We start from the raw sequence: 20375 nt of genomic DNA on the forward strand, positions 1-20375 counted from the left end.
TATTGATTTATAAGGAAAAAATTCGGCGTATTTTTCTTTGTTTATGAGGCCTCAATAGTGAGGCATCTCGATCGTGTCCCCTTTTGCCTGTTCATCGATTTCGCGTAACAAACGATAAACCTGCGCCACAGCCTGCAGGGTGGCCCGTGGAATGAACTGCCCGACGTTTTCGCGATACAGCGTCCGTGCCAGCCAGACGAAGCGCACCACGGGCACGCCAGCCTTGCGGGCGCGCTCGATGAGTTCCCGGGCATCGGCGTCGCGCCCCTTGCAAATGATACGCGGCAGCGGAGTCTGTTCAGGGCGATAGAAGAGCGCCACGGCGAAGTGGGTCGGGTTGACCAGCAGCATGTCGGCGTCTTCGACCGGTGCCTGGGCCGGGGCCGCGGAGCCGGGTTTCTCGGAGATTTCCCGGGCCAGGGACTTGCGGTGGGACTTCATGTGCGGGTCGCCTTCGGACTCCTTGTACTCCTTGCGGATATCTTCATGGCTCATGCGCTGACCCTTGATGAAGAAGTACTTCTGCAGGGCGAAGTCAAGGATTGCCAGCACCAGCAGCAAACCCAGACAGATACGTGACAGGCGTCTGAACAGGTCGACCAGCGCTTTCCAGTAACTGTCCAGATCCGTCTGGGCAAGGCCGATCAGGTCGCCCAGTGACGGCGGCAGGAGCCAATACAGCACGAGGGTGATCATCACCGCCTTGCACAGGCTGTTGAACAGGTTGAACAACTGGCGCGAAGAGAACATCTGCTGGAACTGATTGATGGGGTTCAGGCGCTCGAAGTCCAGCTTCAGGGCCTCGGTGGCGAACAGCGGCCCGAACTGGACCCAGCCGCCGGCCAGGCGCATGACTACGGCAACCCCCAGGACCGGGAGCATGAACAGCAACAACTCCAGGCCAGCCTTGGTCATCACTTCGCCAAGGGCGGCGCCGAAGGGCCGATCCAGCTCCATGATGGGCAGAATCATCAGCTCTTTGAGGCGCTCCATGCCGGAGTCCACCATGGTCAGGATCATCTCGATCAAGGCCGCGAAAATGAACAGTTTGGGAATATCCTGACTTTGCCCGACCTGACCTTTCTTGCGTGCGTCGTCGAGCTTTTTCTGCGTGGGTTCTTCGGTTTTTTCGCTCATGGTCCGGCTTCCGGCAGAGGGCGGTCAGGGGATCTGCAACATCAGCGGCAGCAAGTGCTTCAAGTCTTTCAGTTCATCCAGGCGCCCTTCGCCAAGCCAGGTGAGCATGGGCATGTACAGCACCAGAAAGCCCAGGCCTACAAGGCTCTTGGCAGGCATCGCCAGGGTCGAGACCTGCAGTTGCGGGCTGTACAGGCTGAGAATCGCCATGCCGAATTCGATCAGCAGCAACAGGCCTACCAGCGGCGCGGCGTACAGCACCATGAAGCGGAACGTGCTGGCGACCAGCTTGAGATAGACCTCGAACCCCTCGGGGCCGGTGACGGGTACCCATTGGGTGGCGGGCCAGATCAGGTAACTGTCCCACATGATCTGGGTCAGGCTGGCGTAACCGCCGCCCAGGATCATCAGCAGGATCATGACCTGCTTGAGCATGTGGCCCAGTTCCGAGGTGTTGTCGCCCAGTGCCGGGTTGATCTGGCCACCCACCAGCGCGCCACGCTGGTTGTCGAACAGGCAGCCGATGGACTCGAACAGCCAGAAGGGCATGGCCAGCAACAGGCCCAGCAGCAGACCGATGATGCTTTCCTTGAGCAGCAGCGCCGTCAGGTCCAGCCAGTCGAGGGTCTGGCCGGTGAGGGACGCACGAATGCTGGGCATCGGGAACAGGGCCAGGGCCAGCACGATGGTGTGCCGCAGCATGCCTTTGAGTTCGGTGAACGCGAACGCCGGAATCAGGAACAGGCACGGGTACAGCCGTGCCATGCCGATGGTCAGGGCAATGATCGATTCGCTGACTTCCTTGAACGGGAGTTCGAACATCTCAAGGCCTCGTCTGACCGATCATGTTGAAAGACAGGTAGGCCAGTTGCATGAGTTCGATACCTATCCAGCGTCCGGTCAGCGCCAGTGCCACGCCTACGGCAACCAGCTTGATGGCGAATGGCAGGGTCTGATCCTGCAACTGCATCACCGCCTGCAGCAGCGAGGTGATGACACCGACAATCACCGCCACGATCAGCGCCGGAGCGGACAGCACCACCACCAGCAACATGGCCTGCTTGAAAAGCGTCAGGGTTTCCATAAAGCCTCGGCGGATCACATGTAGCTGTAGAAGAGCCCGTCGAGCAGGCGGGTCCAGCCATCCACCAGCACGAACAGGAGGATTTTCAGCGGTAGCGAGATGGTCATCGGCGCAACCATCTGCATGCCCAGGGCCAGCAGAATGTTCGAGACGATCAGGTCGATGACGATGAACGGGATATAGATCAGGAAGCCGATCTGAAAACCGGCCTGCAACTCGGACAGCACGAAGGCCGGCACCACCAGCAACAGGTCATCGCGGCTGGCCTGGGACGACATTTCCTTGGGCCACATGCGCTGGGTGTTTTCAAGCAGGTGGGTCTGGATGTCCGGATCGATGTTGCGGGTCATGAACAGGCGCAGCGGTTCGATCACATGTTTGCCGGCGCTTTCCATGGCGGCAAAGTTGTCCAGCCGATCGGGGAGTTTCTTGACCCGTTGCCCCATTTCGTTGAACACCGGCGCCATGATGAACAGGGTGGCGGCCAGGGCAATGCCATACAGCGCCATGTTCGGCGGCGCCTGCTGGACACCGATGGCGTTGCGGGTAATCAGCAACACCATGGCGATCTTCAGGAAGGCCGTGCAGATGATCATCAGCAATGGCACCAGTGACAGGGCCCCGAGAAACAGGGCCAGCGTCAGCGGGTTGGCATCCTGCAGGTTCACCGCAAAGCTTCCATGCGGGTGATCTGCAGGCCCAGACGTCCTTCGACATCCACCAGCTCGCCATGGGCCAGCGCACGTTCGCCATGAAACAGCATGGCATTGCCCGGCGCGCAGCCGTTGAAGGTCAGCACGGAGCCGACAGACAGTGAACGCAACTGACCCAGACTCAGAGAAAGATTGCCCGCCCGCAACGTCAGGGCCAGGGCCAGGTCGTTGAAGCGTTCCAGATCGTCGCTTCCGTCAGCCGCGTTTTCGGCGAAGTCTTCATGTTCCTGCAGATGGATATCGTCGAGCAGGATCGGGTTATCGCTGTCGGACGCCGCAAAGTGGTCGATAGTGGCATTCATGGTGTCTTGCTCCAGTTCGGTAAGGGTGAAGCACAATGCGTTGGCGGATTCCTGGACCAGGCTCAGGCGGCAGGAGCCCAGTTGCAGTATTCCGTGGCCATCGGGGGTAAACAGTGGGTGATCAGGCAGCAGCACATCGCCCGGGCGCAGGCCTTTCAATTGCTTGTAGGTCAGTGCCAGATGGCCCAGCAGCAACGGGGTGTTTATGGGCCACGGCCAGGTCTTGCCGACGGACCTGTGCTGCCATTGGCCGCGGTCCAGCAGGTCGAGCAGGGTGGCGGGCGGCGCCGAGAGCCGCGAGCAGACCCGCAAACCGTTGATGCGTGCTTCCAGCAGGCAGTCCAGCCCTTGTTCATTGGGCTGATCAAGCGGTTGCAGGGAGCCGAACAGGTGTTGCAGTTCCGGGCTCAGGTAATGGTTGTAAAGCTGCCAGTACCATTGATGGTCTTCACTGTTGTCCGATTGCTGCAACAGAGCCGGGCAACTGGACAACAGACCCAGCAGAGCTTCGGTGTTGGTCAGTCGCAAAGGTCCGGATGCACATTCCAGATAACCTTCGTCAACGCTCTGGCCGGGCATGGGCGCCAGGCGCAGGGCCAGTTGGCCTTTTTGCCGGTTGAGCTGGAAAGGCAGGCTCAGACCGGTGCCTATCCGCTGCCTGATCGAAGCCTCGGTGGTGCTGACGGGTCTGAGGGCAAGTGCCTGTGCATTCATTTCAATGACCTGCCTGATCGAGAGTGAGCCTGACGCGACGTCCCAACCGCTGGCTGAGCCATTCACGACTGGCTTCGCGGTTTTCCTGACAGCGTTGCAATGCGGTATCACGGGCAAAGCGCAGGGCAATATCCAGGCCGTCGCTGCGCGGGATGACCTGCACGGTTATCTTGCCCAGTTCCGGTAGCTCGAAGATGGCCTCCATGGGTTCCATTTCGTTGCTGGCCAGGTGTTCCTCGATCGGGTTGAGCAGGGAATCCCACAAGGCCTCGACCGGTGCCGGTGGTAACGAGGCATTGCCGCCATGCTTTTCCCCGTCGCGCCAGCCATCGCTCAGCCCTTGTGGCTGGTCGTTGCCCAGCCAGAAGACGTTGTCGTTGGACGCGGTCATCATCTGCTCGAAGAGTTCGCCTTCTTCCAGGGTTTCATGAGGCACATGCTCGCCGCGTTCGTGTTTGATTGGCGTGGCCGTGTTCTCGCTGCTGCTGTTATTGCTGCTGCGAGGCTTGGGCGGCTCCTGCGGGCGAGGAGGCGTAGGTTTGTGGGGGACAGGCTTGGTGTTCATGAGGCCTCCCGAGCGAGATCCATCAGGTAATCGAGTTTTTCAACATCACGCTGGCGTTTGCGCAGTTCCGTGTGGCTGTCGTCAGTCCACATTTTCTGCTGGCGATGTTCATGCTGCAGATTGCTCAGGTGCTTTTCGTTGCGCTCGATATGCCGGATGGTCTGACGTTCCTGTGCCAGCCAGTCATTCATTTCGCTCAGGGGCAGCGGGCGGTTTGAATGGCGCTCGCGCTGCTCGATGCGTGACTGCCGATAGGCCTGGTGCAACGACTCAAGGTCCTGGGTCATCTGATGCAGACGGGTCTGCAGCTCGTTGAGCACCTGGTTCTGGCGACGCCAGGCCTGTTCGGCCAGGGTCAGGCGATGCCGACGGATCGGCGCCAGGATATCCAGGGTCTCGCCAAGGCTGTTCATTTGCGGATCATTGGCCGAATCCAGCAGGTCAAGGTCATCGTGGGACATCAGCAGTTACCTGTATGAGGTGGTCCAGGGTATCTTCCAGCGACACCGGATCTCGTAGCGATTGCTGCAGAAAATCCATGATCTGATCGCGCGATTGCACAGCGAAGTCGGTCAATGGATCGTTCCCCTGTTGGTACTCACCCAGCTTGATCAACATTTCAACTTGCTGATAAGCAGCCAACAGTCTGCGTATCTGTGTGGCACCCTTGACCTGTTCGGTTCCCACCACATTGCTCATCGTTCGACTCAGGCTGGTGAGAATGTCCACGGCCGGGTAATGGCCGCGCTCTGCCAGGCGCCGAGAGAGCACGATATGGCCGTCCAGCAGGGAGCGAACTTCGTCGGCTACCGGGTCGTTCATCGAGTCCTGTTCGATCAGAACCGAATACAGGGCCGTGATGGCGCCGGTCCGGGTTCGCCCGGCGCGCTCCACCAGACGCGGCAGCAGGCTGTAGACCGACGGTGGAAGCCCGCCGCGACCGGCCGGCTCGCCACTGGCCAGGCCGATTTCCCGCTGGGCCCGTGCGAAACGGGTGAGAGAGTCGATGATCAGCAGGGTCGATTTGCCTTGCTGTCGGAAGCCTTCGGCGATGGTGGTGGCGGTGAAGGCGGCCCGGGCACGCTCCATGCTGCTGCGGTCCGAAGTGGAGCAGACCAGTACGGTTCGCGAGCGCAGTTCTTCGTCCAGCTCGTGGTCGAGAAACTCGCGCAATTCACGTCCGCGTTCACCGATCAGACCGAACACAATCGCCTCGCAGGGCGTATTGCGCGCCATCTCTGCCAGCAGCGTGGTCTTGCCGCAACCCGCCCCGGCGAACAGCCCGACCCGTTGGCCTTCGCCAAGGGTCAGAAGCCCGTCGATGGCGCGCAGGCCGGTGGACAGCGGCGCTTCGATCCTGGGACGCTCGGTGGCGGGCGGCGCATCGCGAATCACCGGCTGGGCACCCGCTGCGCCGGACAGGGCAAAGGCCGAAGGCCCATCACCGCTGAGCGATCGGCCGAAACCATCCAGCACCGAGCCCAGCAGGTATTCACCCACCACCAGGCTGTGGGGCTGGAACATTGGCCTGACCGGCGCGCCGATGGCGATACCGTCCAGCGCCCCGAGGGCCGCGAGCAAAGTGTGTTGGCGATCGAAGCCCACGATTTCGGCCATGACTTCACTGCCGTCGGCCCGACGAATTTCGCACAGATCCCCGATACGGGCCTGAGGCATGTGGCTGTGCAAGAGGATGCCTTTGACACCGGCGATACGGCCCATGACCTCGACCGGTGCGCAGCGTTGCAGTCGCTCGCTGTGTTCCTGGCGCCAGCTGTCCAGAGGTGTCATGGTCGACTCCATCACCAGCTCACCTCCACACGCCGCTCACCCTCGAACACCACTTTGTGTTCGTTGATGTCCACGAAGCGCACGCCATCGACTTCATCGCCCAGGAACAGGCGTCGGCCATCGCTGGTCAGGACACTGGCCAGGCGTGTGTTGCTGATCTGAATAATGGTGAAGGGCAATTCGGCAGTGGCGGCGGGCAGGGCGTTGAGCACTTGCAGCGGGCTTTTGTACTGGCGATCGAAGTGCAACAGCATGCGCGAGGTGGATTGCAGCAGGTCGTCTTCGTCGAAAGGGCCGTGCAGGAATATCTTTCCTTCTTCTTCGGCCAGGGTGATGCGTTTTTGCAGCTCGCGTTCTTCAAGCATCTTGGTGAGGACTTTCTTGACCTCGGTGGCATCCTTGAGCTCGATTTTGGAGGGCTTGATCGGCGCGGGCGGTGCAGGCTCCTGTTGATTGACCAGCCAGAACAGCGCGCCCAGAAAGACCACCAGTGAACCGGCCAGCAGTAAAGGCCCGAGCAGTGAACGCGGTGCCCGTTTGAGCGCCGGTGCTTCACGCTCGGCCACAAGCTCCTCGGGTTCCGGTTCGGGTTCAGGGCCGTATGCCTGTTCGAGCTCCGGGTCGTTGAGGGCCTGTGCAAAGTCCCGTGCAGAAGTCTCAGGTTGTTCTTCGTCCTCTTCGGTCGGCCATTCGGTGTTGGCGCTGAGCACCGATAACCACACGCCATTGAGGGCAAAGGGCGTACCCGGCTCAAGCTGGGTGATGCCCTCGATCTTGTGGCCCTCGCTGTCGGTGACTGCACCTTCGCTGCTGGCCAGCGACCAGGTGCTGTCCACCAGCCGCAGCATGCAGTGGCTGTCCTTGATGCCGGGATCGTACAGCGCAAGGTCTGCGCCGCTGGATGAGCCGATGCTCCATTGATCGCCGTTCAAGGGCAGTGCCGCGCCCCGATGCAGGCCGGTCAGTACCCGTAGTTCGTAGTGTTTCTTGGTTTCCATAGGGACTCCGTCAGGCTAGCAGGGCTTGTGCTTCATCCAGGTCGATGCGACCCAGGACCTTGACTTGCACCGTGGACAACAACTCGGCGAAAGACAGCACGGGTACGTGGTTGAACTCATCTGCCAGCAGGCTGTGCAAGGGGCTGCGCAAATCCTGGGCAACCAGCAGGATGGCCTTGGGGCTTGATGGCGGGTTCGATTGCAGGGCGAAGGCTTCGCGCAACTGTTCGAGCAGCGCACTGCCCAGCTCGGGCTCAAGGGCAAAGTAGGATTCGTTCTGGGTCTGGCGCAGGGCATCGCGCAGCAATACTTCCGTTTCCGGCGTCACCAGCCAGGTGTGGAGGGTGTTTTCTTCACTGTGTTGATGACAGATCTGCGCCTTGAGGGCGATGCGCACATAGTCGGTCAGGGCATTGAGGTCGCGCTCATGCTGGCCTTGTTCGATCAGGGTTTCGGCAATCGGCCTGACCGAGCGCAACGAAACCAGTTCGGCAGAAAGACGTTGCAACACGGCAGCAAAGCGCGCCAAAGGCAAGGTGCGTTGCAGCTCCTGGGCCAGTTCCGGTTGTTCGGACTCCAGCCAGCTGAGGATCGCCTTGCTTTCCTGAAGACCGATGAATTGCGGGCCGGTGGCCTGGAAGGCGCGGCTCATGCGCTCCAGGATCAGCTCATGAGGCCGTATGCCGACGATGTCCTCGTCCTCGAACAGCGGATCGTTTGCATCCACCCACATCCACTGGGCTTCGTCGCGATCGACCCGTCCGGGTTCGCCGGGCTGGTCTTCCTCCACATCACGGATATCGACGGCCACGTGGGTCAGGGAAATGGTGGCGCGTACAAAAGGCACTTCATAAACGCAGAAGCGGAATTCGTCGATTTCGCAACTTTCCACGAACTCGATATCGAAGGAGGGCAGCGTCAGGCCGAAGTTGTGAACCAGTGTGTTGCGGCGCTGGCGAATGCCTTGAATCAGCATGTCGAGCTCCATCAAACCCTGATGGCTTGGGTGAAACTGCAGCAGGTAGGCCCGTGACGGGTTGAAGCGGCGGATATCCTCGCGACCATTGAGTTCGGGCGCGGCATTGCGGGCGGAGCCGACCTGATCCTGATAAAGCTCTTTCTGACGAATCCGCCACAACTGGATCAGACCGCTGAACAGGCACAGCGAGCTGATGCACGCAAACACAAGGGTCGGCATCCCCGGAATCAGGCCGAACCCCATCATCCCGATGGAGGCGAATACCCAGGCCTTTGGCTGGCTGGTGAGCTGTTCGGCGATTTCGTGACCGATGTTGGCGTCGGCGGTCTGACTGTCAGGGGCTACACGGGTGATGATCATGCCTGCGGTCAGGGAGATCAGCAGCGCAGGGATCTGAGCGATCAGGCCGTCACCGATGGTCAGTACCGAATACAGGTGCATGGCATCACCGGCTTCCATGCCGTGTTGCAGCACGCCGATGGAAAAACCACCGATCAGGTTGATGAACACGATCACCAGGCCGGCGATGGCATCACCCTTCACGAACTTCATCGCACCGTCCATCGCACCGAACAGCTGGCTTTCCTTGGACAACTGCTCACGGCGATGCCGGGCTTCGCGCACGTTGATCAGGTTGGCCCGCAGGTCGCTGTCGATGGACATCTGCTTGCCGGGCATTGCGTCCAGGGTGAAGCGTGCCGCCACTTCCGCAACCCGCTCCGAGCCCTTGGTGATCACCAGAAAGTTGACGATGGTCAGGATCAGGAAGATCACCAGACCCACTGCCAGGTTGCCGCCGACCACGAAACTGCCGAATGCTTCGACGATATGGCCGGCATCCTGTTGCAGCAGAATCAGGCGGGTGGTGGCAATCGACAAGGCCAGACGAAACATGGTGGTCAGCAGCAACACCGCCGGGAAGGTCGAGAACGCCAGCGGGCGCGGCAGGTACATCGCCAACACGATAAGCAATGACGAAATACAGATGTTCAGGGCGATCAGCACGTCCACCAGCGCGGTGGGCAAGGGCAGGATCATCATGAACACGATGGCCATGACCATGATCGCGCCAACGATTTCCGTGCGCCTCATCACCGCCAGCGCGAGGTTGTTGAGTGCATGGATGATGCGAATCATTGGATGGTTCTCCCGGCATCTTCAATGCCCATGGCCTTGCGTTCCTGGCGAGACAATTCATCCATGAGGCCCTGTAACAGGCGCAGGCCGTTCTGGCGGGTTTTCAGGTCCTTCCACAACGGCAGAGGCAGGTTTTGCAGCAACGGGTACAGGCCGTTGAAGAACAGCGGTTGCAGGTTGGGCGTGCGACCAATGGTTTCTTCGGCCAGCAATGTCAGGTCGCGGGCGAAGAAGCCGTTGCCGCAGAAACGCAGCACTCGTTTGCTCATGCCCAGTGCGGTCATGGCGCTGTCGGGAGATTTCTTTGCCAGGCGTTCAAGCAGCGCCAGGCAGGTTTTCAGCAGGTTGTTCAACTGGCCGCTGGCGCCCAGGCCTCGCAGCATCGAGCGCAGTACGCCGCCCGGCAGTGAAGGGGCGAGGGCGGCAATGTCGTCTGCCAGCGCTCGCTGCAGGGTGCGCAGGCCGCGGGCGAACTGATCTTCATTGAAGCGTTCGAGCAAGGCTTCCAGCAGGGTTGCCAGCGGCTGCTGACCTACGATTGCCTTGTAATAGAGCTGACGCATCAGGCTGCGTTGCTGAGGGTCGCTGCTGAACAGGGCGATGGCGCTGGCGGTATTCAAACCGGCGCGAATCTTGTCGCCATGGGTCAGGCGCAGCTCTTCAAGCATGGTCTGAGCCTGGTCGTGACTGGTTTCGCTGCCTTCGGCAACGGACAGGCGCACCACCTGCTGCAACAGAATGTCGGCCCGCGCCGGGTCGTTGTCCGCCATCTTCAGCAGGTCAGGCATCGAACTGCCTTGCTGCATCATCTGGATCTGCATGCGCCTGGCCTGCTGCTCCAGGGTTGGCTGCTCGCTGTTATCGAGCAGGCGGTACATCTCGGCCAGTTTCTCGATGCGTTCGATACGTTGCGAACTGCCGGACTCGCGAACATGTCGCTCGTCCAGTCCCTTGCTGTGGCGCTCCACGCTTTCACTGAACTTCATCGCCACTTCTTCCATGGAATCGAGCAATGGATTCTTGGGAGCGAACGATCGTGTTTCCGCAACAGGCGGGCGAGGGAGCGGCTCCAGGTCAGCAGGCCGCATATCTGGGAAGGAGTTGATTTTCATGGGCTGCGCTATCGCCTCGGAACATGTGTTTGCTGAGTGGCGTTTAAGCGCAACCGGTTCCTGCAATACGGTGTTTTGAATGCTGTGCCAGTTCTTGCACAGCCTTTATGTCGAGAATGCAACAAATGGCACAAAACACCCTTTTTATTGCCTTTAAATCCTTATAAAACAATGACTTGAAAATATTAAATAGTTGGTACGTTCGCTGCTCTCCCTATCTGGCCACTACTGGCAAAAGTTACTTATGGATATGGAGATACAACCGTGGAAGTCAAAGGCATGCAGCGCGAAGGGAAAGTCATTGGTGTTATCGCACTGGACTTGGGTGGCCTTGCTAAAAGCAGCGAGAAAAAGCTGCGAGGTTTCATCGCTAAACGTGTGTTCAATCAGGCGGATGTCGATGACCTGATGCAGATGACGTATCTGGAAGCCTGGCGCAATCAACACAAGTATCTGGGCACCTCCCGCCCTGAAACCTGGTTGTTCGGGATTGCAGCCAATCTGGTGAGGAACCATTTCAAAACGTTTTACAACCAGCCTCAGTGCATGGAGCTGACCGACTCCGAACTGGAAAATCTGGAACATGGCCATGACCCGAGCCTGGTCAGCGATTTTCAGCGCACCCTGGGCCGGACCCTCGAAGCCATCGAAGAGCTTTCGGTGGACATGCGCACTGTCATTCAACTGGTGGTCGATTCAGACATCAGCTACCAGGATGCTGCGCGCCATCTGGATATCCCGATTGGCACCATCCGCTCACGATTGGCCCGTGCCCGTGGGCAGCTCAAATCCAGCGTTTATTCCAAGGAGATTCACTGATGAACAGTTTTGTCCCTAAACCCGAGCTGCCACGTCTGCCACGCGGTATTCGCGAGTTCACTGAAAACGACCTCGAAGCCATGATGAACATCTTCAATGAAACGGCGGGCAGTGGCGCCAACTCGCCGGTTACCCGGCCGATGACCTACGAAGAAGTGAAGTTCTACGTCAACCTCTACAAGCGCGATGGTTTGCCGGTCTACGTTTACGAGCGTCGCGGCGAAGTTCTGGGTTGGCTGTCGATCAACCGCTTCAGTTGGGGAACCCAGGCCTGCTACAGAACCGGGGAAACGGCTATCTACGTGCGCGGCGACCATTTCGGCAGCGGTATTGGCGTGTTGCTCTGTAAAGCGACGGTGATCCTGGGTAAACAGGCGGGGCTTGAGAATCTGGTGGCCTGGATCATGGCGGCCAACACTCCGAGTCAGAAGATCGTCACGGCGGTGGGTGCGCACCTGTGGGCTCGCTTGCCCAATATCGCCCGCTTCGGTGAGCAACGTTCCGACGTTCTGCTGTTTGGTCTGCCATTAGGGCAGTCGTTGAACGTGCCGGTGCGGATCAATGTTTCGGAGGCTGTCTGATTCGCCAGCGTTGAAAAAAGGGTATGCACTGGCTGAAGGTGCATACCGTGTTATCTACCGCACGACCGGATTGACGGTCGATGCGGTGCTGATTCCGGCCAGGACCGGCACAAGGTCCTGGCAATCCGGCACAAGGTCACAGTTGTGGATGCAAAAAAACGGCGCAGCCTTTTCAGGCCGCGCCGCTGTTTTTTGTGGCTACCGATCAGACGATAGGCTGGTCGCTCCACTCGCCATTGACCAGTCGTTTCAGACCCAGCGGGTTGGCGTTCTGCAGGGCAGGTGGCAACAGGCTGTCAGCCTGGTTCTGATAGCAGATCGGACGCAGGAAACGATCGATGGCCAGGCTGCCTACCGAGGTGCCGCGGGCATCGGAAGTCGCCGGGTAAGGACCGCCATGGACCATGGCATCGCAGACTTCGACGCCAGTCGGGTAGCCATTGATCAGAATGCGACCGACTTTCTCTTCCAGCAGCGGCAGCAGCCAGTTGTATTTGGCCAGGTCTGTCTGCTCGCCGATCAGGGTCGCGGTGAGCTGACCACGCAAGGCCAGCAGCGCTTTCTTCAGTTCGGCATCGTCAGCGACTTCGATCACCAGCGTGGTCGGGCCGAAAACTTCTTCCTGCAACAGTTCGTCACCGTTGAGCAGCAGGCTGACATCAGCCTTGAACAGTTGTGCCTGAGCCTGCTTGCCTTCCTGCGGCTTGCCTGCCAGATGCGTTATGCCCGGATGTGACAGCAAGTGCTCGACACCTTTGCTGTAGCTGCGCAGACCGCCAGCGTTGAGCATGGTTTGCGGGGCCTGACCGCCCATGTGCTCGGTCAGTTGCTCAAGGAAGGCCGAGAAGGTTGCAGAGCGCAGACCGATCACCACGCCAGGGTTGGTGCAGAACTGGCCAGCACCCATGACAACCGAAGCCGCCAGATCCTTGGCCACGGTTTCGCCGCGTGCTGCCAACGCTTCCGGCAGCAGCACCACCGGGTTGATGCTCGACATTTCCGCGAAGACCGGAATCGGTTGCGGACGTTCGGCGGCCATCTTGCTCAGGGCGTTACCGCCGCCCAGAGAACCGGTGAAACCGACAGCCTGAATGGCCGGGTGCTTGACCAGTCCTTCACCGACGCCATTGCCGAAGATCATGTTGAACACACCTTTTGGCATCTGGGTGCGTTCGGCTGCGCGAATAATTGCACTGCCCACCAGATCGGCGGTGGCCATGTGGCCGCTGTGAGCCTTGAAGACCACCGGGCAACCGGCTGCCAGCGCAGCAGCGGTATCACCACCGGCGGTGGAGAAGGCCAGCGGGAAGTTGCTGGCGCCGAACACGGCGACCGGGCCTACACCGATGCGGTATTGGCGCAGGTCCACACGTGGCAGAGGCTTTCGGTCCGGCAGCGGCAGGTCGATGCGGGCACCGAGGTAATCGCCACGGCGCAGAACCTTGGCGAACAGACGCATCTGACCGCTGGTACGACCACGTTCACCCTGGATACGCGCTTGAGGCAGAGCGGTTTCCTGGCAGACGATGGCGACGAAGTCATCGCCCAACTGGTCGATCTCGTCAGCGATGGCTTCAAGGAACTCGGCGCGACGGGCCGGGCTCAGTTGACGGAATTCCGGGAAGGCTTCTTTGGCAGCCAGGGCAGCGGCATCGATTTCGCCATCGGTGGCCTGGGAGAAGCTGTACGGCAGTTCTTCACCGGTCGTGGCGTCGAGGCTTTTCTGCTGGATCTGACCCAGGGCGCTGCGGCCACCAGCGATGAAGTTGTGGCCGAGAATGTTAGGCATCGGTATCTCCTGTTGTTTTGACGTGGGAGACAGGTCCGGATAAAAGCGGGACCTGCGCTCCTTTATGGGTTGCCGAATCTGTGAGGTCAGCAGTCATCGTACAACTTGGTCGGCAGCATATGCAACTGCCAAAGCAGGATAGCGGCAGGAACGAATCGCTTACCCGCGAAGCGCATCCAGCACCTTGCGCAATGCCTTGCTCACCGGTTTGTCCTGACGCAACACGATGCCCAGTGTACGGTTCAGTCCCGGTGTCAGCGAGTGGACTTGCAGCCCGCGCCGATGATGGGTCGCGGCTACCGACATACGGGGCACGATGCTGTAACCCAGACCTGCGGCGACCATCTCCTTGATGGCTTCGATGCTGCCCAGTTCCATCACCGGTTTGATGCGGATGCCCGCCTGCAAGTACCACTCGTTGATGAGCAGGCGTGTGCTGCTGCCGGCTTCGAACACCACCAGCGGGTAATCGCTGAGTGTCTTGGGTGTGAAGGCCTCGGGCAGCGGGTCTTGCTGGCTGGCGAAAATCGCCACGAATTCATCTTCCAGCAGCGGTGTGACTTCCAGGCTACGGCCTGAAGCGGGCAGGGTAACCAGAGCCAGGTCCAGACGGTTTTCTTCAACGGCCTTGAGGATACCGTCAGTGTTGCCAGTGCTCACCCGCACGTCCAGATCGGGGAAGCGTCGCCGCAGGTCTTGCAGTATCGGCGGCAGCAGGTGAATGCAGGCGGTGGCTCCGGTGCCGATGGCAATCTGTCCGGCTATGCCATGGGCATGGCTGGCAAGCTCCAGCATGGCGTCTTCAACCACCGCGTCGATTCGCGAGACATGTTCCAGCAAGGTGCTGCCTGCCGAGGTGGGTTTGATGCGCTTGCCCACTCGCTCGATCAATCGCAGGTTCAGGTGCTCTTCCAGTTGCCGCACTTGCAGGCTTACCGCTGGTTGGGTCAGGTTCAGGCGTTCGGCTGCCGCCGAGAAGCTGCCGTGGGCGATGACCAGCGAGAAGGTGTGCAGATGGTTGAGGTTCAGTCGGCGCATGGCAAAGTTTTACTTATGCTGAGGATGAATGATCATAGCTTTGTTTATGAATTGCCGCGCTGCATCATTGTTCCCATTCAATAGCACCCGCCAAAGAGTCTTCAAGATGAACGATGTCCTGACCCTGCGTGACGCCCGCGACGATGATATGCCCATGGTCCATGCGATCTATGCCGAACATGTGCTGGAGGGGATTTCCAGCTTTGAGCTGGAGCCGCCGAGTCTGGCGGAAATGCGGCGTCGGCGCGCCGAAGTGCTCGCCAAGGGGTTGCCTTATCGGGTTGCCGAGCGCCTGGGTGAAGTAGTGGGCTATGGCTATGTCACGCCTTATCGGCCGCGTCCGGGCTACCGGTTTACTGTGGAAGACTCGGTTTATGTGCGCAGTGGTATGGGGGGCCTGGGCATCGGCCAGGCGCTGCTCGGAGAACTGGTCGAGCACTGCGTCGAAGGCGGCTGGCGGCAGATGATCGCCATTATCGGTAACAGTGAGAATACCGCGTCGATCCGCCTGCACGAACGCCTGGGTTTTCATCGGGTAGGCGTCTTCGAGTCGGTGGGCTTCAAGCACGGACGCTGGGTCGATACCGTGCTGATGCAGCGTGCCTTGGGCGGCGGTTCGCTCAGCCTGCCTGAACCTGTTGTGTGATACCGGGTGAACGGCTCGGGCTTGCCCCGGCATGCAGTGTTGCGACTGGGCGTTGCGCAGTTGATCAATTGGGGCGTGACCTTTTACCTGCCGGGCGCTTTTGGCAACGCCATCGCCGATGACCTGGGCTGGAGCGGGCAACGGGTTTTTGCCGGATTATCGGTGGCGATGCTGGTCATGGGGCTGGTTTCTCCACTGGTTGCCCGTCTGATCCAGCATCTGGGCGCACGGCAGGTGATGCAGACGGGAGCCTTGTTCAATACGGTCGGATGCTGTGCTCTGGCGCTGTGTCATGGCCCGACGCTGTACTTCATGGCGTGGTGCATCCTTGGCGTCGGGATGCGTTTGTCCCTTTACGATGCGCTGTTTGCAGTGCTGGCCGGATTACTGGCTGCCAGAGCCCGTCCTCTGATGATGCAGATCACTTTGCTGGGTGGCCTGGCTTCAGCGGTGTTCTGGCCCTTGGGGCATTACTTGCAGGACGTTTTTGGCTGGCGCAGTGCGCTTGGGGTGTATGCCGCTCTGGCGCTGTTCAGCGGGCTGTTAGCGAGCGGGCTGCCGGACGCCCGTACAGGTTTTGCACAAGAGCGTGTCGAATCCGGCGAGCCGCCCATTGCCACGCCTTATCTGCCGCAGATTGGTTATGCCTTGAGCATGATGTTGATCGGCTTCATGTCTGCCGGTCTGTCGGCGCACTTGCCAGCGATGCTGGCGGGGGTCGGTGTTCCGCTGGGGCTGGTGGCCTTGTGGGGCATCGGGCAGACCAGCGCTCGCCTGTTGCAGGTGTTGCTGGGGCAATCCATGTCGGCGTTGCGCTTGAATGTCTGGGTGGGTGCCGGTCTTGCGCTGTGTTTTGCCATGGCGCTCATGAGCCAGGGACGAGTCTGGCTGGCCTGTCTGTTCATCTTTGGCTATGGGGCCATGAACGGCCTGTGTACCTTGCTGCGTGCCAGCCTGCCGTTCGAGCTTTTTGCCCATGCCCGCTACACCCAGTTGCAGGGCAGGCTGCTGGCACCGGGTTTTCTGTGTGCGGCGGGCGCACCCTGGTTCTACGCTCTGGTGCGTGAAACGTCGGGGGATCGCGGGCTGGTAGTGCTCTCGTTGGCTATCAGTCTGCTGGTGTGGGGCCTGGCGATGGTTCTGCGGCGCTACGCTCAGGTGTCTGTCGTTTGATAGACTATTTGCATATTTATATAGAAGTTAAATGAATTTATAGAATGTTTTGTCCGGTGATATGGTTTTAACCAATTGCCGAAACCTTGAGAAAAGTTATTAAAAATTCTCGGTGAAGGCCTTCACCGTTTTCATTCTCAAGGAACGACTCGCATGGCCGCTTTTGATTCTTTAACCCGTCGACGCTTGCTGGGATGGGCCAGTGCCGTTCTGGCCAGCCCTTTGCTGCTGTCGTTGCCGCGTTCCGGCTGGGCAGTGGATGAGCATGCCGGGCATCTGAGTCATCCGGATATCGAGCCTGACGGTACCGGTGATTTCATTCGTCTGGCTGAACCGCGAGCACTCAAGCTGGCGGTCAACCTCAACGCGGTCTGCCTGGCGCCAGTGGTCATCGCCCATGGCCAGGGCTTCTTCAAGAAGCACAACCTGGACGTGGAACTGGTCAACTTCGGCAACTCCACCGAGGTGCTGCTGGAAGCCATTGCCACCGGCAAGGCTGATGCCGGTGTCGGCATGGCGCTACGCTGGCTCAAGGCGCTGGAGCAGGGCTTCGACGTCAAGCTGACGGCGGGCACTCATGGCGGCTGCCTGCGCCTGCTCAGTGCCGTCAACAGCCCGGTCAACAAGCTCGAAGACCTTAAGGGCAAGGCCATCGGCGTAACCGACATGGCCAGCCCTGACCGCAACTTTTTCTCGGTACTGCTCAAAAAGCATGGCGTTGACCCGGTGCGGGATGTGGACTGGCGTCTTTACCCCGCAGACCTGCTGGGTACGGCGCTGGAGCGGGGCGAAGTGCAGGCGGTCAGCGGCAGCGACCCGTTCATGTATCGCCTGATCAACGCTGGCAAGGCGCGTGAACTGTCCACCAATCTGGTGGAGGAATACGCCAACCTGAGCTGCTGCGTGGTGGGTGTCACCGGCAAGCTGGTGCGTGAAGAAAAGCGTGTGGTGGCAGCCCTGACTCAGGCGATTCTTGAGGCTCACGCTTACGCCGTGAAGCATCCCGAAGTGGTCGCCAAGGGCTTTCAGGCCCATGCCTTGAACACTTCGGTGGAAGAGGTTCAGGCGATCCTTCATGATCATACTCATGGCCATCATGCCGTCGGCGCCGCACTGACCAGAGAAATCCAGACCTACGTCACGGACCTGAAAACCGTTGAAGTCATCCGCCAGAGTACCGATGCCGTCGAGTTCTCCAGAGAGATTACCGCCGATGTCTTCAGCTGAAGCTTCTACCCTGACGAGTGAAGAGCCCCGCGAGGCTTTCGGCTTCTGGAAGCTGGGCGCAGTGGCCGTCTTTGCCTGGATTCTGGTAGCGGCATTGACCTTGTACTTGCCCAATGCCACACGCAAATGGCCGATGACCGAAGGCCTGGCCAATCTGTGCCTGGCGATTGCCCTGTTGATTTTGCTGGCCGGTATTGCCGGGCGCTGGTCCGACGGCCTGGCGCGTCGAGCCCAAGCGGCCGGGCCGTGGCTGATTGCATTGCCGGTCCTGCTGGGGATCTGGGAAGTGCTCACGGCCAAGTCGGGTTTGCTGCCTGTGCCATTTTTTGCACCGCCACAAGCCTTGCTGGATGTCTACGTCGAAGACTGGCCGCGTCTGCTGGAAAGCCTGCTGCATTCGGCCCTGTTGCTGGGCACTGGCGTGGCGCTGGGGGCCGTGACCGGTTTTATCGCCGGGGTCGCCATCGGCTGGTCGAGCAGCATTGGCTACTGGCTGCATCCGGTTCTGCGCATTCTTGGCCCGGTGCCTTCCACAGCCCTGTTGCCGCTGTGCTTCTTTCTATTCCCCACGAGCTGGAGCGCCAGTGTGTTCCTGATTGCGCTGGCCACCTGGTTTCCGGTGACGGTGCTGACCTGGTCGGGCGTTGCCAGTGTCGACAAGGCCTATTACGACGTGGCGCGCACTCTGGGTGCCAAACCGGGTTTCCTGATTTTCAACGTAGCGATTCCTGCTGCCTTGCCCCATGTGTTCGTCGGTTTGTTCATGGGTCTTGGGGCATCTTTCTCGACTCTGGTAGTGGCCGAGATGATGGGCGTCAAAGCCGGAATCGGCTGGTATCTGCAATGGGCCCAAGGCTGGGCGGCCTACGCCAATATGTATGCCGCGCTGTTGATCATGGCGCTGGCGTGTTCCGGCCTGATCACGGCGCTGTTCCTGATTCGTGACCGCCTTCTGGCCTGGCAACAAGGAACCATGAAATGGTAGCCACCGCTCACGCTGCAAATCCTTCCCGGGCCGGGCTTGCGTTGCGTATCGACAGCCTCAGCCATGGCTTCGCTCTGGATGGCCAGAGCCTGCCGGTGCTGGATAAGGTTTCACTGGATGTCGCCCCCGGAGAGTTTGTCGCGCTGCTCGGGCCTTCCGGGTGCGGCAAGTCCACTTTGCTGCGGCTGGTAGCCGGGCTTGAGCCCGCCGACTCCGGCGCCTTGCTGGCCGATGGCGTGCCGATTGGCGGCCCGGATCCTTCTCGGGTCGTGGTATTTCAGGACCCGACGCTCTATCCCTGGCGTCGGGTGTGGGACAACGTGGCGCTGGGTCTGCAAGCCCAGGGTTTGCTGAAAACCCATTCGGCCAAGGTCGATGCCGCGCTGGCCAAGGTCGGGCTCAGTCAGTTCGATCGTGCTTATCCACGGCAATTGTCTGGCGGCATGGCGCAGCGGGTGGCGCTGGCACGGGCCTTGGTCAACGAGCCGCGCTTGCTGATTCTCGACGAGCCGCTGGGCAAGCTTGATTCCCTGACCCGGATTGCCATGCAGCAGGAACTGATCGACCTGTGGCAGCGCCAGGGCTACACCGCGCTGCTGGTGACCCACGATGTCGAAGAGGCGTTGCTGCTGGCCAATCGGGTGATCGTTTTCAGTGACCGGCCTGCCAGTATCAAGGCGCAACTGACCATCGAGCGTCCTTATCCACGTCATCGTGACGATCCTTATCTTGTGGACCTGCGCCGCCAGATCCTTGGTCTGCTTGGGCTGGGTGAGCGGTGGTAGACGATAGTCGGTCGCGCCACGGGATTGCGACCTGCGGCCTGAGTGAGTAGGGTACGCGCCTGAACAAGAAGGAGCCTGCCATGACCCGGCACAACCCACAGGACACGGGGTCGCCAGCCATCCGGCAACGACGTGCGCCCAAAGGCGAAAAGCGCCGCGAAGAACTGCTCGATGCGGCCTTGCAGGTATTCTCCCTGGAAGGCTATACCGGCGCGTCCATGGCCCAGGTGGCGGGGATTGTCGGCATATCCGTTGCAGGCCTGCTGCATCACTTTCCCAACAAGGTTTCCCTGTTGATGGGCGTGCTGGACCGGCGCGATGAAGTCAGCCGCAAGATCGCCGATGAAGTCCGCGCAGAAAATAACCTCACCGGCCTGCTGGGCAGCCTGCGGGCGATCAACCGCTCCAATGCCACGGCGCCGGGCGTGATTCGTGCGTTCTCGATTCTCAATGCAGAAAGCCTGCTGGAAAACCATCCCGCCTGGGACTGGTTCCAGACACGTTACCAACGGATCTACCAGCGCTTGCTGGCCCAGTTCACGGCGTTGGTGGACAGCGGGGAAGTGCGCGGAGATGTGGATTTGCCAGCGCTGATCCAGCAGATTCTGGCGATGATGGACGGGCTGCAGATCCAGTGGCTGCGCTTCCCGGAGCAGGTTGATCTGGTGAACAGTTTCGATGCCTACATTGCGCAGGTCGATCAGGCGATAAGGGCGCGTCCCTGAGCCACTATCGAGGTAGCGAATTTATCGTTTGGAAATACTATTGCGGGCAAGGCCCCTCCCACACAGTCCATGTGG

At 60.1% G+C, this 20375-nt stretch carries 21 protein-coding genes; 8 read left to right on the plus strand and 13 right to left on the minus strand.

The window, feature by feature from the left end; all coding sequences use genetic code 11:
- Positions 1-51 precede the first annotated feature (51 nt).
- From sctU to sctW, 11 genes are read right to left on the minus strand one after another with little or no spacing between them, the layout of a single operon-like run.
- Complete coding sequence (sctU, locus tag KGD89_RS09575; RefSeq protein WP_025259561.1) at positions 52-1137, minus strand: type III secretion system export apparatus subunit SctU; 1086 nt, start codon at positions 1135-1137, stop codon at positions 52-54.
- Between the two features lie 24 nt (positions 1138-1161).
- Complete coding sequence (sctT, locus tag KGD89_RS09580; RefSeq protein WP_025259562.1) at positions 1162-1959, minus strand: type III secretion system export apparatus subunit SctT; 798 nt, start codon at positions 1957-1959, stop codon at positions 1162-1164.
- 1 nt (position 1960) lies between these two features.
- Complete coding sequence (sctS, locus tag KGD89_RS09585) at positions 1961-2221, minus strand: type III secretion system export apparatus subunit SctS (protein ID WP_025259563.1); 261 nt, start codon at positions 2219-2221, stop codon at positions 1961-1963.
- Between the two features lie 14 nt (positions 2222-2235).
- A complete protein-coding gene (gene sctR, locus KGD89_RS09590) occupies positions 2236-2889 on the minus strand; it encodes a type III secretion system export apparatus subunit SctR (protein WP_025259564.1) in 654 nt (217 codons plus the stop codon).
- The gene (sctQ, locus tag KGD89_RS09595; RefSeq protein WP_025259565.1) at positions 2886-3950 is read right to left on the minus strand and encodes a type III secretion system cytoplasmic ring protein SctQ; all 1065 of its coding nucleotides are present in this window, start codon (positions 3948-3950) and stop codon (positions 2886-2888) included. Before sctQ ends, sctR begins: the two co-directional genes overlap by 4 nt.
- A 1-nt stretch (position 3951) precedes the next feature.
- Complete coding sequence (locus KGD89_RS09600; RefSeq protein WP_025259566.1) at positions 3952-4515, minus strand: type III secretion system HrpP C-terminal domain-containing protein; 564 nt, start codon at positions 4513-4515, stop codon at positions 3952-3954.
- Entirely contained in the window at positions 4512-4976 is a 465-nt protein-coding gene (locus tag KGD89_RS09605; RefSeq protein ID WP_025259567.1) for a hypothetical protein, read from the minus strand. The genes KGD89_RS09600 and KGD89_RS09605 overlap by 4 nt, the downstream gene beginning before the upstream one ends.
- A complete protein-coding gene (locus tag KGD89_RS09610; RefSeq protein ID WP_201016810.1) occupies positions 4963-6306 on the minus strand; it encodes a FliI/YscN family ATPase in 1344 nt (447 codons plus the stop codon). The genes KGD89_RS09605 and KGD89_RS09610 overlap by 14 nt, the downstream gene beginning before the upstream one ends.
- Before the next feature lie 11 nt (positions 6307-6317).
- Entirely contained in the window at positions 6318-7304 is a 987-nt protein-coding gene (locus KGD89_RS09615; protein ID WP_025259569.1) for an FHA domain-containing protein, read from the minus strand.
- A gap of 10 nt (positions 7305-7314) precedes the next feature.
- The gene (gene sctV, locus KGD89_RS09620; protein WP_025259570.1) at positions 7315-9420 is read right to left on the minus strand and encodes a type III secretion system export apparatus subunit SctV; all 2106 of its coding nucleotides are present in this window, start codon (positions 9418-9420) and stop codon (positions 7315-7317) included.
- Positions 9417-10406 carry a type III secretion system gatekeeper subunit SctW gene (sctW, locus tag KGD89_RS09625; RefSeq protein ID WP_236249376.1) on the minus strand — a complete coding sequence of 330 codons (990 nt, stop codon included), beginning with the start codon at positions 10404-10406 and terminating at the stop codon, positions 9417-9419. Before sctW ends, sctV begins: the two co-directional genes overlap by 4 nt.
- Before the next feature lie 390 nt (positions 10407-10796).
- Here sctW and KGD89_RS09630 point away from each other — a divergent pair, with 390 nt between their 5' ends.
- Together KGD89_RS09630 and KGD89_RS09635 are read left to right on the plus strand one after the other, a co-directional pair.
- Positions 10797-11351 carry an RNA polymerase sigma factor gene (locus tag KGD89_RS09630; RefSeq protein WP_025259572.1) on the plus strand — a complete coding sequence of 185 codons (555 nt, stop codon included), beginning with the start codon at positions 10797-10799 and terminating at the stop codon, positions 11349-11351.
- Positions 11351-11932, plus strand: a complete 582-nt coding sequence (locus tag KGD89_RS09635) for a GNAT family N-acetyltransferase (protein ID WP_025259573.1) — start codon at positions 11351-11353, stop codon at positions 11930-11932. The genes KGD89_RS09630 and KGD89_RS09635 overlap by 1 nt, the downstream gene beginning before the upstream one ends.
- Before the next feature lie 205 nt (positions 11933-12137).
- On the opposite strand, the gene KGD89_RS09640 is transcribed toward KGD89_RS09635, so the two are convergent.
- Together KGD89_RS09640 and KGD89_RS09645 are read right to left on the minus strand one after the other, a co-directional pair.
- On the minus strand, positions 12138-13721 hold the full coding sequence (locus KGD89_RS09640; protein ID WP_025259574.1) for an aldehyde dehydrogenase (NADP(+)): 1584 nt from the start codon (positions 13719-13721) through the stop codon (positions 12138-12140).
- 159 nt (positions 13722-13880) lie between these two features.
- Positions 13881-14759, minus strand: a complete 879-nt coding sequence (locus tag KGD89_RS09645; RefSeq protein ID WP_025259575.1) for a LysR family transcriptional regulator — start codon at positions 14757-14759, stop codon at positions 13881-13883.
- Between the two features lie 106 nt (positions 14760-14865).
- Between KGD89_RS09645 and KGD89_RS09650 the strand changes: the two genes are divergently transcribed.
- From KGD89_RS09650 to KGD89_RS09675, 6 genes are all read left to right on the plus strand, one after another.
- Positions 14866-15405 (plus strand): GNAT family N-acetyltransferase, encoded by a 540-nt coding sequence (locus tag KGD89_RS09650; protein WP_025259576.1) that lies wholly within the window; start codon positions 14866-14868, stop codon positions 15403-15405.
- A 6-nt stretch (positions 15406-15411) separates the two neighbouring features.
- Complete coding sequence (locus tag KGD89_RS09655; protein ID WP_025259577.1) at positions 15412-16578, plus strand: MFS transporter; 1167 nt, start codon at positions 15412-15414, stop codon at positions 16576-16578.
- Between the two features lie 153 nt (positions 16579-16731).
- Entirely contained in the window at positions 16732-17805 is a 1074-nt protein-coding gene (locus KGD89_RS09660) for an ABC transporter substrate-binding protein (protein WP_025259578.1), read from the plus strand.
- Positions 17792-18790: an ABC transporter permease gene (locus tag KGD89_RS09665; RefSeq protein ID WP_025259579.1), complete on the plus strand. Its 999-nt coding sequence runs from the start codon at positions 17792-17794 to the stop codon at positions 18788-18790. Before KGD89_RS09660 ends, KGD89_RS09665 begins: the two co-directional genes overlap by 14 nt.
- Entirely contained in the window at positions 18784-19575 is a 792-nt protein-coding gene (locus KGD89_RS09670) for an ABC transporter ATP-binding protein (protein ID WP_025259580.1), read from the plus strand. Before KGD89_RS09665 ends, KGD89_RS09670 begins: the two co-directional genes overlap by 7 nt.
- Before the next feature lie 80 nt (positions 19576-19655).
- Entirely contained in the window at positions 19656-20300 is a 645-nt protein-coding gene (locus tag KGD89_RS09675; RefSeq protein WP_025259581.1) for a TetR/AcrR family transcriptional regulator, read from the plus strand.
- Positions 20301-20375: the final 75 nt, after the last annotated feature.

Origin of the sequence: Pseudomonas cichorii, from assembly GCF_018343775.1 — a bacterium.
In the GTDB taxonomy this organism is placed as follows: domain Bacteria; phylum Pseudomonadota; class Gammaproteobacteria; order Pseudomonadales; family Pseudomonadaceae; genus Aquipseudomonas; species Aquipseudomonas cichorii.